We start from the raw sequence: 21,801 nt of genomic DNA, 5'->3' as shown, positions 1-21,801 counted from the left end.
AAGAGGTTTATTACATAAGATTGATCAATATCTCTAACCTGACGGCTCTCATCAATAGAAAGACTATAGTCACGATCACTATGAAGAGGCCAAAGCACCACACAGGAAGAGATTAGAGGAAAAAAAAAGCAAATAGAAAGTTGTCCAACACATTTAATATTGGACACAATAGAAAGAACAACAGCCCTATTTCTATTTTTTCGCCAGATACTCGTCAACACTTTCATATTGCTTAATCGTCTGGTTAATCCTGAGCATAGTCAATAACTCGTCAGGCTTTCCATTAACGCCAAGCAATCCAAGATTTCTACTTTCTATCTTCAGTCGCTTATAAAGAAAAACCAAGGCTCCAATACCTGAAGAATCAAGTTCATTAACTGAACTCATATCAACAAGCACATCACCGGCACAATCTTTTATTAAATGATCAAAGTGATTCCTAACTTCATTGACAGTATCTGCATCAAATTTACTATGTAATTCAATAATATCGCAGCTACTTGCCTGATAAGTCGCGTAATCCATTACCCTTTACTCCTGAAACCTGCTCTTTTTATTTATAAAATTTAGTTAAGCAGTTATTTAAAGCGATCACACATAATTAGATTAGACAATAGAGTCAGCCAACAAATAGCTTTTAAAATTAAACTCACTATCACCTTATAAAATAAGAAAAAATAATATTCAGCCAAAAATCAATCAACCTCAAAACGTTTTTTAGAAATTTAAAAAACAAAATCAATTTCTTTTTCGTATAAAACATAAATCCCATCCCCCCCTATATTTAATTCATATAGCAGATTAAAAAACATTATAAAATCACCAAACATGCTTACAACATTCAGAAATAGAGCTGTATCCTAATGACTCTGAATGAATGGCGACAATTTGAAGTCATTATATGGATACAAAAAAAGGCATTCATTCCAAAGAACAGCTGTCAATCAAGCTGCTTAAAGCCGTTCTTCTTGGCGCCTGTATTTTGGGCGTTTCATTGAGTCTGGTGCAGGTTTTTCTGGATGTTCACCAGTCAAGTAAGGCTATTGATCGAAAAGCAAGAGAAATGCTGGCTATGATCAATGAACCCGCCAGTAGAGCTGCCTATCGTCTGGATACCGGTATGGGACAGGAAGTCCTGAACGGTTTGCTGGAGATGAAATCCGTTCAGGTTGCAGCAATCCGGCTTGACGGTGCCCCCGAGCTAGCCATGGTAGAAAGACCCGTTTTTGCCTCCCGGTACCGGCTCATTTCAGACTACATCTTTAACCCCATTCGAATATACCGACAGCCATTGTATGGACATAAACCAGAGAAAGAGTATTTTGGCGAGCTGATTCTCTCAATCGACACGGCTTACGAAGGTAAAGCATTGATTCAGAGATCTGTCGTTGTTGTCTTTTCCGGGGTAATCAGAGCCATAGCCATGGCATTGCTGCTGTATCTCATCTATTCAACGCTACTGACCAAACCCCTGAAGCGCGTTATTCGTCACCTATCCAGCATTGACCCGGAAGAGCCTGGCCAGCAGCAATTACCCATACCAAAAGGCAATGAAAATAATGAATTAGGCCTTTGGGTAAAAACCGCCAATAAACTGTTGACCTCTATTGATTACCACTACAGTCTTCGTCAAAAAGCAGAAGCTCGAATCATGCGGCTTTCTCAATATGACTATCTGACCAGACTGCCAAACCGACGTACCTTACAAAATCAGATCAACAAGCTCATTGAAAAGGCTTCTTCAAAAGGAGAAAGTATCGCGCTTCTATGCCTTGGACTGGACGACTTTAAGTCGCTAAACGCTCAGGTAAACTTCAATGCAGCTGAACATATTCTGGTTAAACTCTCTGACCGCCTGAGAAACCATATTGGCAACAAAGCTTATATTGGCCGACTCGGCGAGGATCAGTTTGCCATTATTCAGTCACAAATCGAGCAGCCTTATGAAGCTGCCGAACTGGCTCAAGCTCTGATCAAACAACTTGATCGACCTTTTGAAATTAATAATGAGCAACTAACTGTCAGTGCCACTGTTGGCATCACGCTGTTTCCGGATGATGGTGATGATGTAGACACGCTACTGCAACAAGCTGAGTTTGCCATGATTATGGCAAAATCAAGAAGCCGCAATCGCTACCAGTTCTACATTGCCACCATTGATACAGAAATCCGTCAACGTAAACGCCTGGAAATGGACCTCCATAAGGCACTTGAGCATCACGAGCTCAGCCTCGCCTTTCAACCGCAGTTTAACTACCAGAAAGGCAAACTGGTTGGCATTGAAGCTCTGCTTCGCTGGAAACATCCGGAAAAAGGCCTGATCTCCCCCGATATGTTTATCCCCATGGCGGAACACAGTCTTGATATTATCCCCATTGGCGACTGGGTTCTTGAAAATGCATTTCAGCAACTGCACCGCTGGCACCTTGCTGGATATGAAGACCTCCGTATGGCGGTCAATCTTTCAGCAGTTCAACTTCAGGACCAGAATATTGTCGATCGCATTGCCTACCTGCTGGATAAATATCAAATTCCTCCGGAAACGATGGAACTGGAAGTGACTGAAACATCCATCATTGAAGATCTTGAAACATCAAAAATTCAGCTTCGGAAGATTAAAGAGATTGGCGTAGGCCTGGCTCTGGATGATTTTGGAACAGGTTATTCCTCCTTGAGTTACCTGAAACAATTCCCGTTCGATAAAATCAAAATTGATAAATCCTTTATTGAAGGCCTTCCTGAGAATAAAGAGAACTGTGTCATCGTTGAAGCTATTGTTCAGATTGGCAAAAGCTTTGGCCTGAAAGTACTGGCTGAAGGCATAGAAACGGCTGAACAGGAAAACTACCTGATCGAAAAGGGCTGCCAGGAAGGACAGGGCTATTACTACGGAAAACCCTTACCGGCACAGGACTTTATCAACCATCTCAGCGACCATAACGCTCTCTCAACAGAGCCCAGACCAAACCTTGTCAATATGAATCGTGACCAGGGAGCTAATAATGACTAAGCCCCCCATCGTCATATTGCTTGATTCCCGTCAGGCCGGCGGCATTGAGACGCATGTTTACCAGCTTGGAAAAGCACTGAAAAATAGTGGTTGGCCAGTAGAAATCTGGTTCTACCAAAAATACTCGAACGCCCACCCTCTTGAAGAGGACTTAAAAGATATAAACCTTCATTTTCGCTACCACAGTGGAAAACTTGCCCACCTGATCTCTGAACTCAAATCGGTTCAACCATTGTTACTCCACACCCACGGTTATAAAGCCGGAATTTTTGGGCGACTGGCTGCAACTATTTCAAAGACGCCCATCGTTTCAACCTTTCACAATGGCGATCCTGGTGAAGGTATCGTCCGGCTATATACTCTGCTTGATCAGTTAACCAGTATCATGTCTGAAAATATTGCCGTCAGTGATGAGATTGCCAAGAGGCATATCCACTCGCCTTATAGAATCAATAATTTTGTAGAGGTCCCTGAGCATCAGCCATCGTCAGGAAAAGCCATCGCATTTGTTGGCCGACTGAGTTATGAGAAAGGGCCTGACCTATTTCTACAACTGGCTAAACACCAACCATTGCTCCCCTTCAGGCTTTACGGAAGTGGCCCCATGGAAAAAAGCCTTCAGAAGCAACAAGTCAGTAATGTCATGTTTATGGGGCAGGTTCAGTCGATGGCGTCACATTGGCGGGAAATAGGCCTGTTATGCATTACTTCACGCTTTGAGGGCTTACCCATGGTGGCACTTGAAGCAATGGCACATGGTGTTCCTGTAGTGAGTTTTCCACTGGGGGGAATACCTGATCTTATTGTTCAGGGGTTTAATGGCTGGACTACACCAATGGGCGATCTGAACGGAATGAGCAATCTATTACAATTCTGGTTCTCGCTACCAGAAACCGTTAAATGGCAATTGAGGGAGTCCTGTATAACAACAATCATCAACCATTACTCCAACCAGGCCATTTTGCCAAAAATTATTGAAGTCTACCAAAAGGCGGTTCAGTCAAAAGGGCTTACCTGGCCAGAAGCCGACCATAAAACACCAATGATCCGTTCAGGTGCATAGAAATAGAATCGCAGTAAAACAAGCTGGGTGAATCAAGATGGAACTTGGTCAAAATGTAATTAAAGGTTTGAAAGTCGGGGCTATTCTGCGCCTGGCTGCTCAGATTTTCACCTGGCTCAATACATTAATTCTAATTCGCCTCCTGACTCCAGACGATTATGGCCTAATGGCCATGACCATGGCTTTCATTGGTATATTTGCCTTAATGGGCGACTTTGGAATTGGCAAAGCCATTATTCAGGCTGAAGAACTCAGCCCATTCAGGCTTCGCCAGGCATTCACTATTAACATCATCTCCTGCCTGATCTTTTTTACCTTCTTCTTTTCAATCGCCCCTGGCATCGCTGGTTTCTTTGATGAACCCAGAGTGACGATACTGATTCAAGCCGTCGCCTGCCAGCACCTGATCATGGTATTTCATACTCTGCCTTATGCCATGGCCAGTCGTAAGATGCTGTTCAAAGAACGGGAGAAAGTCCAGTTTTATACAGCTCTCATGACCAGCGTGGTCACCATTGCCATGGCAGCGACAGGTTTTGGTGTCTGGTCTCTTATTTATGGGCATCTGTTTATGCGTCTGGCTTTAGTCATCGGTTACAATCTCATTGCTCCCTGTTGGGCCTGGCCAACCTGGAACTTCCGGGGGTTTTCGCAAATGGCAGGATTCAGTGGCATAGCAACGGTTAATGATGTACTACGTTATTTCGTCAACGTGTTTGGCAACATCAGCATTGGTCGCTTGTTGACTAAAAGCGACCTGGGGGTTTTCTCTGTAGCCCGGAATCTTGCCAATCTTCCCAGTGACAAAATTGGTGAACTGCTCAATCATTTAGGGCTTTCATCTTTTGCCAAACTGCAGAATGAAAAAGATATTGCTGGTCAATATCTGCACAAATCAGCACAACTTGCCAGTCTGGGGCTGTTTCCCATGTACTTTGGCATGTGCGCTGTTTCTCCGGAGCTGATCACCCTTATTTTGTCTGATAAGTGGGCCGCGGCGATCATTCCTTTCCAGATTCTCTGCCTGTCCAGTCCCTTTCGAATGCTATCTGAAATGATGGCTACCGGTGTAACCGCTATTGGCGAGCCTGGAAAGAACAGCCGTACACTGCTTTATACCATTGCAACACTGCCTCTTTTTATTATTGGAATCCAGTACGGCGTGGAAGGAGCCTGCTGGGCCTGGTTGATCATTAACCTGATCAGTTTTACTTTTCACCTGAAAACCATACTGCCAATATTTCAACTGAAATTATCATCGTTTCTCAGAGCGCTTATCCCTAGCTTTTTCAGCTCAGTTATTATGCTGACTGGTTTAATGTTGCTTCGAAGTCACCTGACAGGACAGATACATGATGCCATTTTACTGTTTCTGATGATTCTAGCTGGTGTGCTGCTCTTTTCAGCAACTCAATTACTGCTATTTAGGCATCAGCTGTTTACAACACTTCGGTATTTAAGGCACTAGGGTGGTATGAGTGATGCAGCTACCCAGTATTGAACGGCTGTTTATTAATCGCTACCAGACGGTAACCGTTGCAGCCTACTGCGCCCTTGCAGCACTGCCCAGTCTGATATTCCCACACCCTATTGCATTACTGCCACTGGCAGTCATTCCACTGGGCCTGCTCTTTATTCTGCGAAAACCGTTCGTAGTCTGTCTGACTTTTATTCTGTTCTCTTTTTTCAGACTTCACGAGGTATTTCCACAACTGGATCCTATCAAAATCCCTCTGTTAACCGCGTTAGGCTCTTACTTTGTTCTTGCCTGGCATATCATTATTACTCAGAAAGTTCAGGTTTACTGGCGACATGAACACACGATCTTTGCCCGGTTCTTTGGCTGGGTAGTTATTGGTATTGCATTCTCCAGCTACCCGCCTTCTGCTTTTGGCAGCTTCACCAGTGTTTATATGAAAATCGGGATAATGGTTTTAGCTATATCATGGCTAATGACCGAACACTGGCATTTCAAGCTGGCTCACTTTCTCATTATCTGCTCAGGCCTGGCCGTTGGTGGTGTAACCCTTTACAACAATGCCAATGGTATTGGCATGGTCGAAGAAACCCGTGTCACCATTCCTGGTACCAGCCTTGGTGACCCTAATGACCTCTCTCTGGTACTCAGCTTTCCCATGAGCTATGCCGTTGCCTTCGCTACAACTAAGGGTACTGGCAAGATTCGAACACTTCTTGGTTTGATCGGTATTGTCGTCTTTGTTTCATCCATCATTGCAACCCAAAGCCGTGGGGGCCTGCTCGCAACGGTTGCGGTGTTTGGTATCTTTGGGCTTCGAATTATTAAATCAAAGCTACTACTGATCAGCATTGGCAGCTTTGGCTTGATGATACTGGTCGCTGCTGCCGGTATCAGTGACCGGAAATCCGGTGGCCAGGGGGAGGAAGGTGTGGATGAATCAGCCATGGGGCGCATTCATGCCTGGGAAGCAGCCTTCAATATGGCGCTTCGAAATCCGCTAACAGGCGTTGGCCTCTCACTATTTCTGGATAATTACTGGGATTACGCCACCCACAGCCGGTCAGAAGGGCAGGCTCACGTGACCCACAGTACCTGGTTCCAGGTCATGTCAGAGTCTGGTTTTGTGGGCTTTGGTCTTTTTGGCTTTATGATTTTCACTATTTTCATGTCCGTATACGGTTCGCTGAAAAAGCTGGACAGAAATAAAGGTTCACCAGAATACGATCCTCATATGTCGGCAATTGCTGTAGGTACCTACGCAGGACTAGTGGGTTTTTGTGTTTCAGGCACGTTTCTAAGTCAGGGTTTTCTCTGGCCTGTTTATATCATTACCGCTATCAGCATTGCCATTGCCAACTTTATGGATAAACACTATCCAGCATCAGAAGCAGACATAGAAAAAACGTCTATAGTTAATGAATCAAGGAAAACCAGACACGGCAAGGGCTTGCCAAATGCTAGACAGTCTGAAAGCTCGGCTAAAAAACAGTGACTCTTCAACAGCAAGAGCGCTATTCACAACATTAAAGTCCATTAGAAGCTTTGAAATGCCAGTAATAAAGCCGCTTCATGGACTCTTTTATCATTTACATAAAATCATTACTGGTTTTATCAGCAGTCTGACTCGCATTTTTTACTGGACGCCGCTTTTCAAATCTCAACTTGCCAATACTCCCAGAAAGCTCTATCTCTACTCAGGTATGCCACTACTATTGGGACCATTGAAAATAACCATGGGTGATCACTGTCGACTTTCAGGCCATACCACCATCAGCGGCAGAGCATCAAAAACATTAAAGCCTCAACTGAACATTGGCAGCAATGTAGGTATCAGCTGGCAGAATGAAATTTTTGTCGGTGACCGAATCAACATTGGTGACAATGTAAGACTGGCCGTTAAGGTCAGGCTGGTTGGCTATCCAGGTCATCCGGTGGATCCAGCAGCCAGGGCTCGGGGTGAGCCAGACAGTGATGATCAGGTTGGCAGTATTATTATCGAAGATGATGTCTGGCTGGCAGCCGGAGTTACCGTTATGAGCGGTGTAACCATTGGAGCAGGTACCATCGTTGCTACCGGCAGCGTTGTTACTAAAGACCTACCATCCGGTGTTCTTGCAGGAGGCATTCCCGCTAAGGTTATTAAATCACTGGATTTGCCATCGGAGACAGGAAATGGCTGATCTGATTGTATTTGGAGAAGACTGGGGAGGCCTGCCTTCCAGCACCCAACACCTTATCAGCCATTTGATGAAGAAACACCGGGTCATCTGGGTTAACTCTATTGGCATGAGAGCTCCACAGCTTTCACTGAGAGATCTTAAACGACTATTCCAAAAAGCATTAGCTATGCTGAAAGGCTCTGATAAAACAAAGAAAAATAATTCAGAACAAATCCTCCCTGTCATCATTAATCCCAAAGTACTGCCTTTTTACGGTTTTAAACTGATTCGCAGGCTTAACAAATATCTCTTATTAAAAGACCTTGATAAGGCAATAGAGCAACAAGGGTTTGAAAACATTGTTCTATGGCTATCACTACCAACGGCTGTCGATATGATTGGCAGCTTAAATGAACAAGTGTCTATCTATTATTGTGGTGATGATTTTGAGGCTTTGGATGGCGTTGATCATGCCATGGTCAACCCATTGGAACAGGAATTGTCTGGAAAGGTTGATCTGATACTGGTTGTCAGTAAAACACTGGCTCAGAAGTTTAATAATCCAAACACCATTATCCTCCCGCATGGTGTTGATTACCCACTCTTTTCATCGCCTGAAAACAAGCCTGAAGACCTTCCTTTAAACGGACCCATTGCCGGCTTCTACGGGAGTATTTCTGCCTGGCTGGATACCGATATTCTGGCTCAGTCAGCAATTGCCCTACCAAGCTGGCAGTTTGTCTTTATTGGGGATATAAAAACAGATGTCTCTTCACTTCAAGCATTGCCAAATGTCCATTTCCTGGGCTCCAGGCCACATGACCAGCTGCCCTCCTACGTTCAACACTGGAATGTAGCCATGCTGCCCTTTCGCAAAAATCGCCAGATTGAAGCCTGCAACCCTTTGAAGTTAAGAGAGTATCTGGCGTCTGGAACCCCCATTGCCTCAACGCTTTTCCCTGCTGTCAGAGAATATGAAGATATTGTCGCTATCCAATCCTCCAGAGAACCTTTTTCCAGGGTTATTTTGAGAGCAGATCAACTGCAGAAAGATAAAGCTATTCGTCAGGAAACTGTTGCAAAAGAGTCATGGCAACACAGGGCTATACAGTTAGAGGCTCTTATCGATCACCTCACTAAAGCAAAGAAAACTTTCCACTAAAATTGATTTCCTCTCGTTGATCCCCCCTCAAAAACAGAAGCTACACTTAATAGTAATGATGCATAAGCGATTGTGTTTATTATAAAAAATGTCATAAAAGCCAACATAATTGTTTATCAGGAGATCAATTGCCTCGAGAAGGACAAAAAACTGTCAGCCTGTGTTCTTCTCCTGAGTCAATTGGCTTTCAGAATTTAGAGGTTGATAACAGGGAAGTCACCGTGATCAAGCGATATGGATCCCGTACCTTTGCCACAATGCTATGTTTTTGCTTGCCATGGTTAGCTGGGTGTAGCGTATCATCCAGTTTTCAGACGTTAATGGAAAAGAAGCAGGCTCATTCTACTCAGCAGCTTTCTGATGTCATCGAAAAAATGAATCAGGCTGAAAACGCATTACCCATATCAAAGGATATGTATCGCCGCCAGCTATCCATCAGTTTTAATCAACAAGAATTACAAGTTAATACCCAGCATAGGCAAGTTATAGATCTCTTTTTTAAATCCTTACCTGAAAGCCAGCGCCTGAATATTATTATTTCAGTTGCCCCATCTTCAGCGGGAGAACCATTCAAAACACTCAATGATTCATGGTCAAGACTCCAGAGCCTGAAAGCAATATTGGCTCAATACAGCAAAGAGATTGAGCTGATCTACCAACCAGAGCTCGATCTTGATTCAGCGACTATTCACGCTGTAGGGGGTAAGAATGTCCAGTGAAATCCTGAGAAACCTGTTTCGCCTTCTCAGTGCAGCCTGGCGGAGGCGATACACAATTTGCGTTCCAATTCTCATCATGCCAATTGTCGGTTTCTTTGCCAGTTTCATGGCTCCGAAATTCTATGAGGCTCATACAACGATACTTCTTCAAAATACCACCGAACTCAATCCAATTTTGGAAGATTTCACCATTTCTACCAACCTTGAAGAACGACAGTTAGCACTGAAAATACTGCTTAAGAGCCGCAAGGTGTTAAAAGGAGTCGCCAAGGCTGTCGGGTTTATCGATTATAAATCTTCTGAAGAACAAATTGATGAGGCGATTGATGAGCTTTCACGGTCATTATCTATCGTATTTGGTGGAGACCTGGTCAAAATTTATTATCGCAGTGAGAATAAAACAGACATTAAAGAGCTACTGACCAAAGTTACAAAGCATTTCCTTACATTGGTTCAGGCACCCCAGAAATCATGGCAGGTGGCTTCCACCCAGTTTCTTAAGGATCAGGTAGATAGCAGGCACAAAGAACTGACTGATGCTGAACTGAAGTTATCTGAATACAAAGCCAGATATGCACTGGAGCTGCCTGAGCTACACAAGGCGAATGTCACTCGACTGGCAGAGCTTCGCCAATTATTAATGGAGAAGCAGACAGAGCTTGCCGGCGCAAAAGCGGCGATGGAAGAATTCAATGGCAACCTGGCTCAAACCAACCCCGTAATCGGCAAGCTTGAGGAGCGGATCATCAATACCCGCACCACGCTCAGTATGCTTCGTTCCCGCTACACAGAAAAGCACAGTAAAGTTCAGGCCTCAGTCAGAGAGCTTGATCGGCTAAAAAAAGAACGCCAGAGAATGATCACTGAAAGCAGCAAGCTTAAGACAGAAGATGTTCAACGCCTCTGGAATCTGGCGTCATCAACCCCCTCAGTCTCAATGGATAACCCACAGGGAGGACAGACTACAATACTTGCCTCTCAGCTTCAGGCCGTTCAGGATGCCAAAGCCAAAGTAAACAGTCTTGAGAACGAAGTAAAAAATATAAAGGAACAAACCGATCAGCTTCAGAACAAAGTACAGCAATTTGCGGAAGTAGAAAGAACCCTGGTAGAGCTTCAGCGAGACTTTGGCATCAAGCAGAAGCTTTATGATGACTTTCTTAACCGCTATGTAATGGCAAAAGTAACCGAAGATCTGAGTGCTTACCAGGAATCGGAACAAGTAAAGATCATTGACGAACCATTCACCCCCAGCAGTCCCAATCAGCTACCAGCCTCATTGTTTGTGGTTGCCGGGCTATTTGCTGGCCTGGGTATAGGGACTGGGCTTGCTGCCATCTCTGAAATATCTGATACCACACTCCGGCTTCAGGACAGTATCGAGCGGATCTCTGGTATTCCTGTACTGGCAAGAATACCTAATATGCCAAAAGCTCCAACCTTGACCTACGACCCAGAGAAAGACTGGTTTAATGATGGGGAGGTGCCATCATGAACAAACCGCTCGTCATTGCCCAGATTGTCCAGCATCTGGCTCCAGGTGGCATCGAGACAATGGCTCTGGATCTGCAACGAAAGGCCAACACCCCTGAAGCTGTTCACATTATCAGCCTTGAAGGAACCCGATCTGAGGCCATTAATCAATGGCCAAGAATTCAGCACCTGGAAAGAGCTCACTTTCTAAATAAGCCTTCCGGCCTGAGTGTATGTACCGTAAAAAAGCTCTCTCAGCTTCTCAATGAGCTCAAAGTAGATGTGATTCACACCCATCATGTAGGCCCTCTTCTCTATGGTGGTATTGCGGCCAAACTGGCTGGCTGTGACCACGTTCATACTGAACATGATGCCTGGCATTTGAATAACCAAAAGCGACGCTGGCTGGTATCTGCCTGCTTCCATTTGCTCAGACCTCACGTTGTCGCAGATGCTGAACTGGTTGCAACAAATATTCGAAAACATATTCCTCTATCCAAGCCATCAGTCATTCTTAATGGTATTGATACCAGCCACTTTAAGCCCGCTGACCAGGTTGCTGCCAGGCATAGGCTTAATTTACCAGCTGATGCTCCGATTGTTGGCTGTGCAGCTCGTTTCACCGAAGTGAAATCTCATAACCTCCTGCTCCATGCTTTCTCAAAACTGCCAGCAACCACTCAATTGGCCCTGGCTGGCGGAGGTGAGCTGGAGCAAAAACTTAGAGCATTAGCAAAAAGACTGAATATTGAGCAGCGTGTGCATTTTCTGGGCGTGATTGATGATATGCCCGGATTTTATCATGCAATTGATATTTTTTGCCTTGCGTCAAAACAAGAAGGGCTCCCTCTATCACCTCTTGAGGCCCAATCTTGCCAGAGAGTCGTGGTCATGACCGATGTTGGTGGCTGTAGAGAGGCGGTTGACCCCAATAGCGGCGTATTGATAAAACCCGAAAGCACCCAGGAGTTGGAAGCAGCCCTCAATAGACAGCTCAGGACAGGGGTCAATTCTGAAAAGCAAGCGTCAGCAAGAAATTTTGTTGTTGAAAACTGCAATCTGGAAAGGATGATCGATCAATACAATGAACTCTATCTTGGGAGGCCAATATGATGGAATGGTTGGCCTTAGCCGTTTTTTTACTGGTGAGTCTGGTGATTGTTTATCACCATATTGGTTATCCCGTAATCCTGAAACTAATGACGCAGGGGTTGGAAAACACGTTACCCTCCTTTTATCACCGTAACTACCAAGTCACACCACTTGATCATATGTTGCCCAGTATCTGCCTGATCATGCCTGCACATAATGAAGCAGATACCATTCAGGAAAAGATACGAAACCTGGCTGCTCTGGACTACCCGGATTATAAGCTTAGAGTAATTCTGGTATGTGATGGCTGTACCGATAAAACCGCACTTTTTGCAAAAGAAACACTCACTGAGCCTGAGTGCAGACACCTGAATCTCTCCATCGTGGAAAAACCCGATAATTGTGGAAAAGTCGCAGTATTGAATGAAGCCATCGGCCTAAGCCGCTGCAGTATCGTCGCTCTCTCCGATGTGTCATCCCTGTTATCCATTGACAGTTTGTTAATCGTCGCAGCACACCTGAGCAATGAGAATACGGGTGTTGTTTGTGGAAGTTATCACTTTTTTCAATCTCTCAGTGTTGGGGAGCAGGCCTACTGGCAATACCAAAGAAATATTAAAACACGGGAAAGTACTCTCGGGGCAACACTGGGTGTCCATGGTGCATTTTATGCTTTTCGGCATGACCTGTTTGACTTAATACCGCCAGATACCATCAATGATGATTTCACCCTTCCCGTTCAAATAATTATGAAAGGTTACCGATGTCTTTACGACCCAAGAATAATAGCGATGGAACTCGAACAGGCATGTAATGAGATGGACTTTCAACGCAGAAAACGTATTGCTGCGGGCAATGTTCAACAGGCTATTCGTCATGCCGGGTTACTTCACCCCAGGTTTGGCAAAGTCGCCTTCAATTTTTTCTCCGGTAAATTTCTTCGTCCTTTCATGCCACTGTTTTTGCTAATGGCACTTTTATCGTCGGCCCTACTCGCTCAAAACTCTCTTTTTTTTCAGATCATTCTTTCGAGTCAATTGGCCGTTTATGGACTAACCACTCTATATATAGCTCTGCATTCACAGCCAGGTCCCAAAATATTAAGAGTGCTTTTTTACGTGGTATCCGGGCATATGGCGATGGCTATTGGGTTAATTAAATATCTGTCTGGCCAGAGTAAGGGCCAATGGAAACGAGTTAATAACGAAGTATAAGAAAATTCACAATGTACTTAAGGAGTGTACCCATGAAAGAATCAACCTATGTCCACCCAATCGCATCTATGGGAAAGCGGTTAATGGATATTCTTATAGCACTGGTCGGACTGTTAATAACCCTGCCGCTATTTCCCATTATCGCACTGGCTATTAGGCTGGATAGCCCAGGGCCTATTATTTACCAGCAGATGCGTATTGGTTATCAAAAGGAATACTACATACGTTTATTCATGATGAAAAAATTCAGAACGATGCGCAACGATGCTGAGGAAGGAACAGGGCCAGTATGGGCTCAGAAAAACGACCCAAGAATTACCAAAATTGGTAATTTTCTAAGAAAAACACGTCTTGATGAACTACCCCAGCTTTGGAATGTTCTTGTAGGCGATATGTCCATGGTAGGACCAAGGCCAGAGCGGCCTGGAATGTACAATAAACTGGAAAACAATATACCCTTTTATTCAGAAAGAACCTTTGATGTTGTTCCCGGGATTACTGGCCTTGCTCAAGTCAACATGGGCTATGATGAGACGCTTAATGATGTAAGAAATAAAGTCGCTTATGACCATGCCTATGCACTGGCTTTAAGCAGTCCCTGGGAATGGCTGAAAATGGATATTTATGTGATGTTCAAGACCATCGTAGTTATGATTACAGGTCGTGGGCAATAAGCTTCTTTTATAAAAGCACCAGATTAAAACAGGGCTGAGGCAAGCTGATCAAGGCTTTGTCTTAATGCTTCCCGACTATGAACACCCGGCTGAAAACTGTCAGCTAAGGGCCGAACATGTGTGTCACACTGAAGACGTTCTGGTTGCCCATTTTCTTCAGGCCACAACAGTACATCTGGATATACCCCGGTCATTTCGTTCATCCATGACAATTTTTCACTGATGGGCATTTTACCTACGGCCGATAGTTCCTGATTAATATTACCGATAAATACTTTCAATGCTTTACTGGAACGAATGCTCTCCGCGATTTCCGGAATCAGCAGTGCCGGCAAAATACTGGTCATAAAGCTACCAGGACCCAGGATGATCATTTCAGATTCTTTTATCTTTGCTAACGCTTCATCAGTTGGCCTTATAGTGGGTAAAATCATCAATTTTTCCGGACGTTTTTCCAGAGAATCAACTGCGGTTTCACCAACAACTTCCTGCCCATCTACTACTGCCCCCAAACGAGCAGGCTCTTCAGACATTGGAATCAGTTCTGCACCTACCTGTAACATCTGCCGAATCAAATTAATTGCATCCAATGGACGAACACACATCTGATCCATTGCCAACAAAATCAGATTCCCAAGATTATGTCCGCTGATATCGCCACTGTTTTTAAAACGATATTCAAATAAGATTCGTGCCAGATTCGGGCTGTCGGAGCAAAGCTGATTCAGACAATTTCTTAGATCCCCCCAGGCAATACAGCCACTGGCATCCCTGAGCCGACCTGTTGACCCACCATCATCAGTGGTAGCAACAATACCGGACAGACGCTCTCCCAGAAAGCCCAGGCTTGCCATTACCCTGCCAAGGCCATGCCCTCCGCCAATAGCGACAATTCGACGACACTGATATAACACTTTAACAGAGTACATTGCGCATTATCTTTATTAAATTATTGAAATTAAATGTATAGGTTTTCTTGCTCTGCTAACCAATACGATTCAGAGTACCTTGCGCCAACCCCATCTGGACATGACTCTCAATGTAATCGGCCAACACACAGGTTTCTTCGGTACATAGAGACAAACCCAGCTTACTCCTCCGCCACAGCAAATCATCAACTTTCAAAACCCATTCATTATGGATAAGGTAATCAACTTCACGTTGATATAACCCTGAACCGAAATCCATTCCCAAGTCACTTATACTGCTTACTCCATCAAGAAACTGATATGCAAGAGAGCCATAGCTTTGAGCATAGCGAATGGCCATAGATTCAGGTAACCATGAAAAACGCTGACCTAATTCCTGAAGACACTCATCAATAGTCAAGGCTCCTGGTAATAAGCAGCTTTGAGTCCAGGCCGTTGCAGCCATTGGAAAATAGCGAGCCAGACTGTCCATGGCATGCTCGCCAAGCTTTCTATAGGTTGTCAGCTTTCCCCCAAAAATTGAAAGTAAAGGCGCTCTCCCATTCTCATCCTCTAGCTCAAAAGCATAATCCCGACTAACAGTACGCGCATTACTGGACTTATCCTCACACAATGGCCGAACACCTGAGTAATCCCAAAGAATGTCATCTATAGAAATCGAGTTTTTGAAATAATCATTTACCACCTGACAGAGGTACTCTCGCTCCTGAGCTGAACAGTGAACAGCCTTAGGGTCGTCCTTATATTCAACTTCCGTTGTACCGATCAGAGAGTAATCCCCAAGAAATGGAATGACAAAAACCACTCTTTTATCGTAGTTCTGAAGAATGTATGCCTGATCTCCCTGATAAACTTTAGGAACGACAATATGACTTCCTTTTATCAGACGTACTGTCTTACCTGCCGCTCTGGATAACCCGTCAAGAACATCAGTAACCCAGGGGCCGGCTGCATTGACTAAAGCCCTGGATGTTACCTCCTCTGTTCTCCCGGTTAATCGGTCTTTAAGCCCGATATGCCAATGACCATTTTTACGAGAACCTGAGACAACTTTTGTTCTGGTAAAAACACTCCCACCACGCTCACGCAAACCCAGAGCATTCAGTAACACCAAGCGAGCATCATCGACCCAGACATCAGAGTATTCAAACACGGTTTTGAAGGAGCTTTTTAAAGGGCTGTCAGCATCAAGCTTTAAACAACGACTATCCGCCAACGTATTGCGATTACTTAGATGATCATAAAGAAACAAGCCTAGTCGAACCATCCAGGCTGGCCTTAATCCGGGTTGGTGCGGAAGATAAAAGCGTAATGGCCATGAAATATGTGGCGCTATTTTCAGAAGAACTTCACGTTCAGCTAGCGCTTCTGTGACCAGGCGAAATTCATATTGCTCAAGATAGCGAAGTCCGCCGTGGATCAGTTTACTGCTGGAAGAGGACGTCGCTCCTGCCAGGTCCCCCATCTCACACAAACAAACCCTTAGGCCACGCCCCGCAGCATCGTAAGCAACACCAACCCCGTTAATACCTCCACCAATAACCAGAAGATCATAGTCTGTTGCCTGCTCAGCCACGTCCAACATGACCTCCCTTACACAACATCAGGTTTGTTTTGTACCAATGATTCGAGGTGTTATCAGGAATAAACGTACCTGCTTGATCTTGGAAGTTGACTCCGCTCGAAACAAATGACCAAGAACCGGGATATCTCCAAGGAGAGGTACCTTTGAGAGCTTTTCTTCATTCTGCTCTTTGTAAAACCCTCCAATTAACAGGCTCTCCTGTTCACTGATAATCGCCTGGGTATTAATTGAGCTATTGGTAATTTCAGGCAGTTTCTGGCCTATTTCTTCAGTTCCCTGACTGCCAGTACCGTCCTGAATATTGACACTCATATGAATGCTTCTGCCATGATCTTCACGAACAATTCTTGGTGTAACCTGGACAACTGTTCCTGATGTAACAGGGAATAATTCCGAGTCCTCATTACTCGCCACTGAGACATAAAACGTACTGCTGTTGTCGAGAATAGCTTCAATATTATCAAGTGTCAGGATTGATGGCCTTGAAACAATCTTAGCTCTCCCCTCATCGGCAAGAAATTGCAGTCTTGCATTAAACGAGCCGAGGGCACTGGATACTATGGTTGTGTAATCCGCAGTTGTGTTGGGGGTAAAAGAGAACTGATTGTCGCTTGAGCTGCCAGAATTATTCCAGTCGACTCCCAAAGCCTGCAGATCCTGAGTATTGATATCAATAATTGAAACACTGATCTCTATTTGAGAGGTGGGCTTGTCCAGTGAAGCGATGAGCTCTTCATACATTGGCATCTTGGATTCAAGGTCATGCACAATGATCGCATTCAATCGTGGATCCGCATTAATATAAATATCATCAGCTACAGCCCCGGCATTTAACTGTTCCATAGCGGCTGACTCTGAGCCATCCATAGGTTTGGACTCCCCGGATGTACTGACACTCTCTGCCGGAGTAACCGATGGATTAGGCAACCCCTGCTTTGTTACCTGAGCGACACCACCGCCGTTAATAATTCTTGTCAGGATGGTGGCAATACCTGGAACCGTTAGTTGCTGCCCTCTGAAGGTAAACGACTTATCGGTAGCCCAGGCGTATTTGAGCGGGAAAGTGCGCACAGTAAGTTTACTCTTCTGACGCTCCCCCTCTTTAGCATCCAGTAACATGGCGGTTTGGGAAACCAACTCAATATAGCGGGGAGGACCAGAGATAAATACCAACCCTTCCTTAGGTTGCTCTTTCCAGAAAAATCGACCATCCCAGATACCGATCTTTTTCAGTGTTTTCTTTAGCTGGTTAATAGGTAAATAACTCAGACTGATAATCTGCTGGCTGGAAGAGCTACCATCATAAACAAACAGTGTATGCCCATCAAAATACCAGATGAAACCATAGATATTTGCCAAATGATCCAGAAAGTCCACTGGGGTCATAGGACCAATCTTGCCATTGACCTGCCCTTCAACCGTATCCGCAATAATAACTGGCATGTAATAGCTGGCAGCAAAATTTTGTAAGACTTCCTTCAAGCTGTCCCCATTCCCAAAATAAGCATAAGGACGAACGCCAAAAGCGGCCAGAGCAGGCGACTCATCATCACCGATAGTATCCTCAAAGTCGTCTATTGCATCGCGGATAGCATCCTCTGCAGAAATAACCATTTTATTGTCGCCTGGTGTCTGCGACTGCATCATATAGAGGTTTGCAGAGCGGCGGGCGTCTGGCGCCATATTCTGACGCGTATTTTTCTGAGCAAAGTTATAATCAAAGTCAGAAGACGAAGCATAATGAACCTGACTGCCGTACCTGGAGAGGTCTGACTCTTTCCCTGACAACTGCTCCCCATCCAAAAGCGGCATTAATCGTGCGCTCTCTGCCTCAACAGTTGCACCGACTGAATTGGGAAAAGTTCTGGCATCCAGAGGTCTTCCCTGATCGACTGAAGGAAGATCGGGCTGCTCCTGTGCAATGTTGGATGGGAAGTAGATAACCTGTCCTACCCGCAACTCCTGAGTAGAATCAAGTTTGTTATAGCGGGCCAGTTCATTCACCTCAAACCCGTAACTGCCCGCAATAACTTCCAGAGTCTCCTTAGGGCGCACCACATGTTTTCGGGTTTGGGGCTCCTCGGATGACCAGTTCGCCAACGCTTGAAAAGTAAGCGCCAGCAACAGGGACAGGATTATCAGGGTATTTCTTATAAAGCCCATCAGACGCGTGCCTCCATGCTCATGTCTGCTCCAGCTTATTCAACAGCCCTTAATGAATAGATGCCTTGTAATTTAGTAAGTGTCAATAAAAATTCGTTACATACCAGTTTATCGGAAAACAAACTCAATTCACCAGTATTTCGTCAAAAAAATAATTAACATGAGAAAAGTTATTTAATCCCTCTACTTTTCCGCCGAAAGCACCAAAGGATTAATTTATCAGGCGGGCTTTGTTATGGCAGGATCAGTTTCATTTGGTAGCGGTATCTCGGGAATGTCAAGAATCGACAGTGCATTAGCTGATTCAGATTTTCCAAAATCAAAATCAAACTTTAGACCTTCTGGTGAAAAAGTCGTTGACTACACCTGGAAGGCTTTGGATATGAGCAGAAATTTCCAGAACAGGGAATTAAAGTTTGCCACAAATATCTCTGGCCAAAACATTTATTCCAACCCTGAAGAGCATTATCGCCTTACCAGAGAAGCGATTAACTCACTTTCAAAGTACCTTAAGAAACAGAAAAAAAACAGCAACTATACCAAAGCCATGGAAGAGGCAATTGCCGTTATAGAGAACGCTAAAACAGATAGTGAATATCTAATGATGTGTCGTAATGTATTGATTGCCAGCTAAAGGAATATTGAAATGGATAAATCATTAAAAACCTGGCTACTGTCGCAGGCATCTTATTATCTTGAATATCTTCAGCCCAGAAAATCCATTGCCTTACTGGAAGCCCTGAAGTCTATAGATAAGGAAAATCCCGATGTCTATCGCATGCTGAGCTATGCCTACCTACAAGCAGAACAGCCTGAAGAATCCATCAATGCAGCCGATAATTTTCTAAAATATGCGAGGCCTGGCAGCGATGTACGGGCTATAAAATGGATCAAGGGGCGAGCCCTGCTCAAGAAGAAAAAAGCTGCACTGAGCCGCTAATCTTCAAGACAAAGCCAGCCCCATAGCAGCGGCGCACCTCTCATGGCACAACTGTTACCCGGGCTGAACTTCGGGGGTAGGAATGATCTGGTACTGGCAGGCCTGCTGGTATCCATCATCGGGCTTATCATTCTACCCATGCCCACCCCCCTGGTGGATTTCCTCATCGCGTTGAATATGGGGATATCCACCATTCTTCTGATGACATCCATTTATCTCAAGTCGCCTCTGGAGTTTTCCTCCTTCCCGGGGGTTCTACTGATAACCACTCTCTTCCGACTTGCTCTGTCTATCACCACTACCCGTCTGATTCTCCTTCAGGCCGATGCCGGTGAAATCGTCTACACCTTTGGTAATTTTGTGGTCGGCGGAAGTCTTGGGGTTGGTGTGGTTATCTTCCTGATCATAACCATTGTCCAGTTTCTGGTAATTACCAAAGGTTCCGAACGGGTAGCAGAGGTTAGTGCCCGCTTCTCTCTGGATGGTATGCCTGGAAAGCAAATGAGTATCGATGCTGACCTTCGTGCTGGGGCCATCGAGATGGAAGAAGCTCAGCGCCGAAGAGAGTTGGTCACCAAAGAAAGTCAGCTGTTCGGCTCGATGGATGGTGCCATGAAGTTTGTTAAAGGTGATGCCATCGCTGGTTTAATCATCATCTTTGTCAACATCACCGCCGGGGTTGCTATTGGTACCAGCGAGGGAATGTCAGGCGGAGATGCTCTTCAGCTCTACGCTATTTTGACCATTGGTGACGGGCTTATCTCCCAGATACCAGCCCTGCTGATCTCCATCACCGCTGGTATTATCGTTACCCGGGTATCCAATGAAGATGCCAAGGATCTGGGTAATGAAATAGGTGATCAACTCACCAATAAGCCGAAGGCGCTAATGGTCGGTGGCGCATTATTGCTTGGCTTCGCCTTGATTCCTGGTTTCCCAACGCTAACCTTTCTAAGTCTCGCTGCAGCCATTGGTGGTGGTGGTTATTTTCTACTGAAGAAAACAGAGAAAGCCCGAACAGCTGAAGAAGACGGTGGTATTCCGGCTATGGCCGCTGCAACAGAAACGCCTGGTGAAGCAAAAACCAGACTGGATCAGCAGGAAGAGTTTACCCAGACCCTGCCCTTGATTATTGATGTCCCTACCTCTGTTCAGAAGAGCCTGAATACATCCTCCCTGAATGAGGAGTTACTCAAAGTTCGTAAGTCACTGTATATGGATCTTGGTGTTCCTTTTCCAGGTATTCATCTACGATTTAATGATTCCATGGATGAGAATACCTATAGCATACTGCTCCAAGAGGTTCCCGTAGCCTCAGGCTACTTCAAGCCTGGTTCTCTATTTGTCAGGGAGAGTAATGAGCATCTGGACATGCTGAAGATCCCCTATGAAATGGGTGACCCCTTCCTACCAAGCCTCGACTCTCTCTGGGTCAATGAGAGCCAGAAGGACAAGCTTGAGCGTAATAATGTTAACTTTATGGACTCGCCCAAAATCATGACCTATCACCTGGCTCATGTTTTGAAAAAGTATGCAGAAGATTTCATTGGCATTCAGGAAACCCGCTACCTTCTGGAAAAAATGGAAAGCAGTTTTGGTGAACTGATTAAAGAAGTGCAGCGACTTTTACCCGTCAATAAGATTACGGAGATATTCCAGCGCCTGGTATCTGAAGATATTTCCATCAGGAACCTTCGATCCATTCTACAGTCTCTGGTGGTATGGGGGCATAAGGAGAAAGAGGTTGTTCAGTTAACTGAGTATGTACGCTCGTCATTGAAGCGTTACATCAGCTATAAATACTCCAATGGCAAAAATATGCTGCCAGTTTACCTGCTTGATCAGGATGTAGAAGACACGATCCGTTCAGGCATTCGACAGACTTCGGCAGGCAGTTACTTAGCACTTGATCCGTCTACTTCTGCACAGTTTGTCGAAAACGTTAAACACTCAGTCGGTAAAATAGGCCACCTTGAGCATAAGCCTGTGCTGATCACATCCATGGATATACGCCGCTATGTCCGTAAACTCCTCGAGCTGGAGGTCTATGACCTGGCAGTGCTTTCACACCAGGAGTTGACTGAAGAGATCACTGTTCAACCCCTGGGTCGTATCTCGCTGTAAATAGGGGTTATCTC

At 44.9% G+C, this 21,801-nt stretch carries 18 protein-coding genes; 14 read left to right on the top strand and 4 right to left on the bottom strand.

Features of this window, described 5'->3' with window-relative positions; translation table 11 throughout:
- Positions 1-192 precede the first annotated feature (192 nt).
- Positions 193-525, bottom strand: coding sequence for an STAS domain-containing protein (locus tag GV64_RS08425; RefSeq protein ID WP_020580529.1), 333 nt, complete (start codon positions 523-525; stop codon positions 193-195).
- Between the two features lie 376 nt (positions 526-901).
- Between GV64_RS08425 and GV64_RS08420 the strand changes: the two genes are divergently transcribed.
- The 11 genes from GV64_RS08420 (at position 902) to GV64_RS08370 (ending at position 14,046) form a co-directional block, all read left to right on the top strand.
- Positions 902-3,010 carry a putative bifunctional diguanylate cyclase/phosphodiesterase gene (locus GV64_RS08420; RefSeq protein WP_020580531.1) on the top strand — a complete coding sequence of 703 codons (2,109 nt, stop codon included), beginning with the start codon at positions 902-904 and terminating at the stop codon, positions 3,008-3,010.
- A complete protein-coding gene (locus GV64_RS08415; protein WP_020580532.1) occupies positions 3,003-4,073 on the top strand; it encodes a glycosyltransferase family 4 protein in 1,071 nt (356 codons plus the stop codon). The genes GV64_RS08420 and GV64_RS08415 overlap by 8 nt, the downstream gene beginning before the upstream one ends.
- Positions 4,074-4,110: 37 nt before the next feature.
- A complete protein-coding gene (locus GV64_RS08410) occupies positions 4,111-5,541 on the top strand; it encodes a lipopolysaccharide biosynthesis protein (RefSeq protein ID WP_020580533.1) in 1,431 nt (476 codons plus the stop codon).
- A gap of 13 nt (positions 5,542-5,554) precedes the next feature.
- The gene (locus GV64_RS08405; RefSeq protein WP_020580534.1) at positions 5,555-7,045 is read left to right on the top strand and encodes an O-antigen ligase family protein; all 1,491 of its coding nucleotides are present in this window, start codon (positions 5,555-5,557) and stop codon (positions 7,043-7,045) included.
- Complete coding sequence (locus GV64_RS08400; protein ID WP_020580535.1) at positions 7,008-7,733, top strand: acyltransferase; 726 nt, start codon at positions 7,008-7,010, stop codon at positions 7,731-7,733. Before GV64_RS08405 ends, GV64_RS08400 begins: the two co-directional genes overlap by 38 nt.
- Entirely contained in the window at positions 7,726-8,874 is a 1,149-nt protein-coding gene (locus GV64_RS08395) for a glycosyltransferase (protein ID WP_020580536.1), read from the top strand. Before GV64_RS08400 ends, GV64_RS08395 begins: the two co-directional genes overlap by 8 nt.
- A 320-nt stretch (positions 8,875-9,194) precedes the next feature.
- Entirely contained in the window at positions 9,195-9,593 is a 399-nt protein-coding gene (locus tag GV64_RS08390) for a hypothetical protein (RefSeq protein WP_020580537.1), read from the top strand.
- Positions 9,583-11,088 carry a GumC family protein gene (locus GV64_RS08385; RefSeq protein WP_020580538.1) on the top strand — a complete coding sequence of 502 codons (1,506 nt, stop codon included), beginning with the start codon at positions 9,583-9,585 and terminating at the stop codon, positions 11,086-11,088. Before GV64_RS08390 ends, GV64_RS08385 begins: the two co-directional genes overlap by 11 nt.
- Positions 11,085-12,179 (top strand): glycosyltransferase, encoded by a 1,095-nt coding sequence (locus tag GV64_RS08380; RefSeq protein WP_020580539.1) that lies wholly within the window; start codon positions 11,085-11,087, stop codon positions 12,177-12,179. Before GV64_RS08385 ends, GV64_RS08380 begins: the two co-directional genes overlap by 4 nt.
- Positions 12,176-13,372, top strand: a complete 1,197-nt coding sequence (locus GV64_RS08375) for a glycosyltransferase family 2 protein (RefSeq protein ID WP_020580540.1) — start codon at positions 12,176-12,178, stop codon at positions 13,370-13,372. Before GV64_RS08380 ends, GV64_RS08375 begins: the two co-directional genes overlap by 4 nt.
- 32 nt (positions 13,373-13,404) lie before the next feature.
- Positions 13,405-14,046, top strand: coding sequence for a sugar transferase (locus GV64_RS08370; RefSeq protein WP_020580541.1), 642 nt, complete (start codon positions 13,405-13,407; stop codon positions 14,044-14,046).
- Positions 14,047-14,069: 23 nt separating this feature from the next.
- Here the strand turns inward: GV64_RS08370 and GV64_RS08365 are convergent, their stop codons facing one another.
- From GV64_RS08365 to sctC, 3 genes are read right to left on the bottom strand one after another with little or no spacing between them, the layout of a single operon-like run.
- The gene (locus tag GV64_RS08365; RefSeq protein WP_020580542.1) at positions 14,070-14,975 is read right to left on the bottom strand and encodes a gluconeogenesis factor YvcK family protein; all 906 of its coding nucleotides are present in this window, start codon (positions 14,973-14,975) and stop codon (positions 14,070-14,072) included.
- A 55-nt stretch (positions 14,976-15,030) separates the two neighbouring features.
- Entirely contained in the window at positions 15,031-16,560 is a 1,530-nt protein-coding gene (glpD, locus tag GV64_RS08360; protein WP_020580543.1) for a glycerol-3-phosphate dehydrogenase, read from the bottom strand.
- An 18-nt stretch (positions 16,561-16,578) separates the two neighbouring features.
- Positions 16,579-18,723 carry a type III secretion system outer membrane ring subunit SctC gene (gene sctC / locus GV64_RS08355; RefSeq protein ID WP_020580544.1) on the bottom strand — a complete coding sequence of 715 codons (2,145 nt, stop codon included), beginning with the start codon at positions 18,721-18,723 and terminating at the stop codon, positions 16,579-16,581.
- A 235-nt stretch (positions 18,724-18,958) separates the two neighbouring features.
- Between sctC and GV64_RS08350 the strand changes: the two genes are divergently transcribed.
- Genes GV64_RS08350 through sctV form a run of 3 tightly spaced genes read left to right on the top strand, consistent with a single transcriptional unit; the run spans position 18,959 to position 21,787 of the window.
- Positions 18,959-19,357: a hypothetical protein gene (locus GV64_RS08350; protein ID WP_020580545.1), complete on the top strand. Its 399-nt coding sequence runs from the start codon at positions 18,959-18,961 to the stop codon at positions 19,355-19,357.
- A 12-nt stretch (positions 19,358-19,369) separates the two neighbouring features.
- Positions 19,370-19,663 carry a tetratricopeptide repeat protein gene (locus GV64_RS08345; protein WP_020580546.1) on the top strand — a complete coding sequence of 98 codons (294 nt, stop codon included), beginning with the start codon at positions 19,370-19,372 and terminating at the stop codon, positions 19,661-19,663.
- A gap of 42 nt (positions 19,664-19,705) precedes the next feature.
- The gene (gene sctV, locus GV64_RS08340) at positions 19,706-21,787 is read left to right on the top strand and encodes a type III secretion system export apparatus subunit SctV (RefSeq protein WP_020580547.1); all 2,082 of its coding nucleotides are present in this window, start codon (positions 19,706-19,708) and stop codon (positions 21,785-21,787) included.
- The last annotated feature ends 14 nt before the right edge of the window (positions 21,788-21,801 follow it).

The sequence above is a fragment of the Endozoicomonas elysicola genome (genome assembly GCF_000710775.1).
Lineage (GTDB): Bacteria > Pseudomonadota > Gammaproteobacteria > Pseudomonadales > Endozoicomonadaceae > Endozoicomonas > Endozoicomonas elysicola.
The sequence above is the reverse complement of the archived record's forward strand: the minus strand, read 5'-3'. Positions and strand labels throughout refer to the sequence as shown.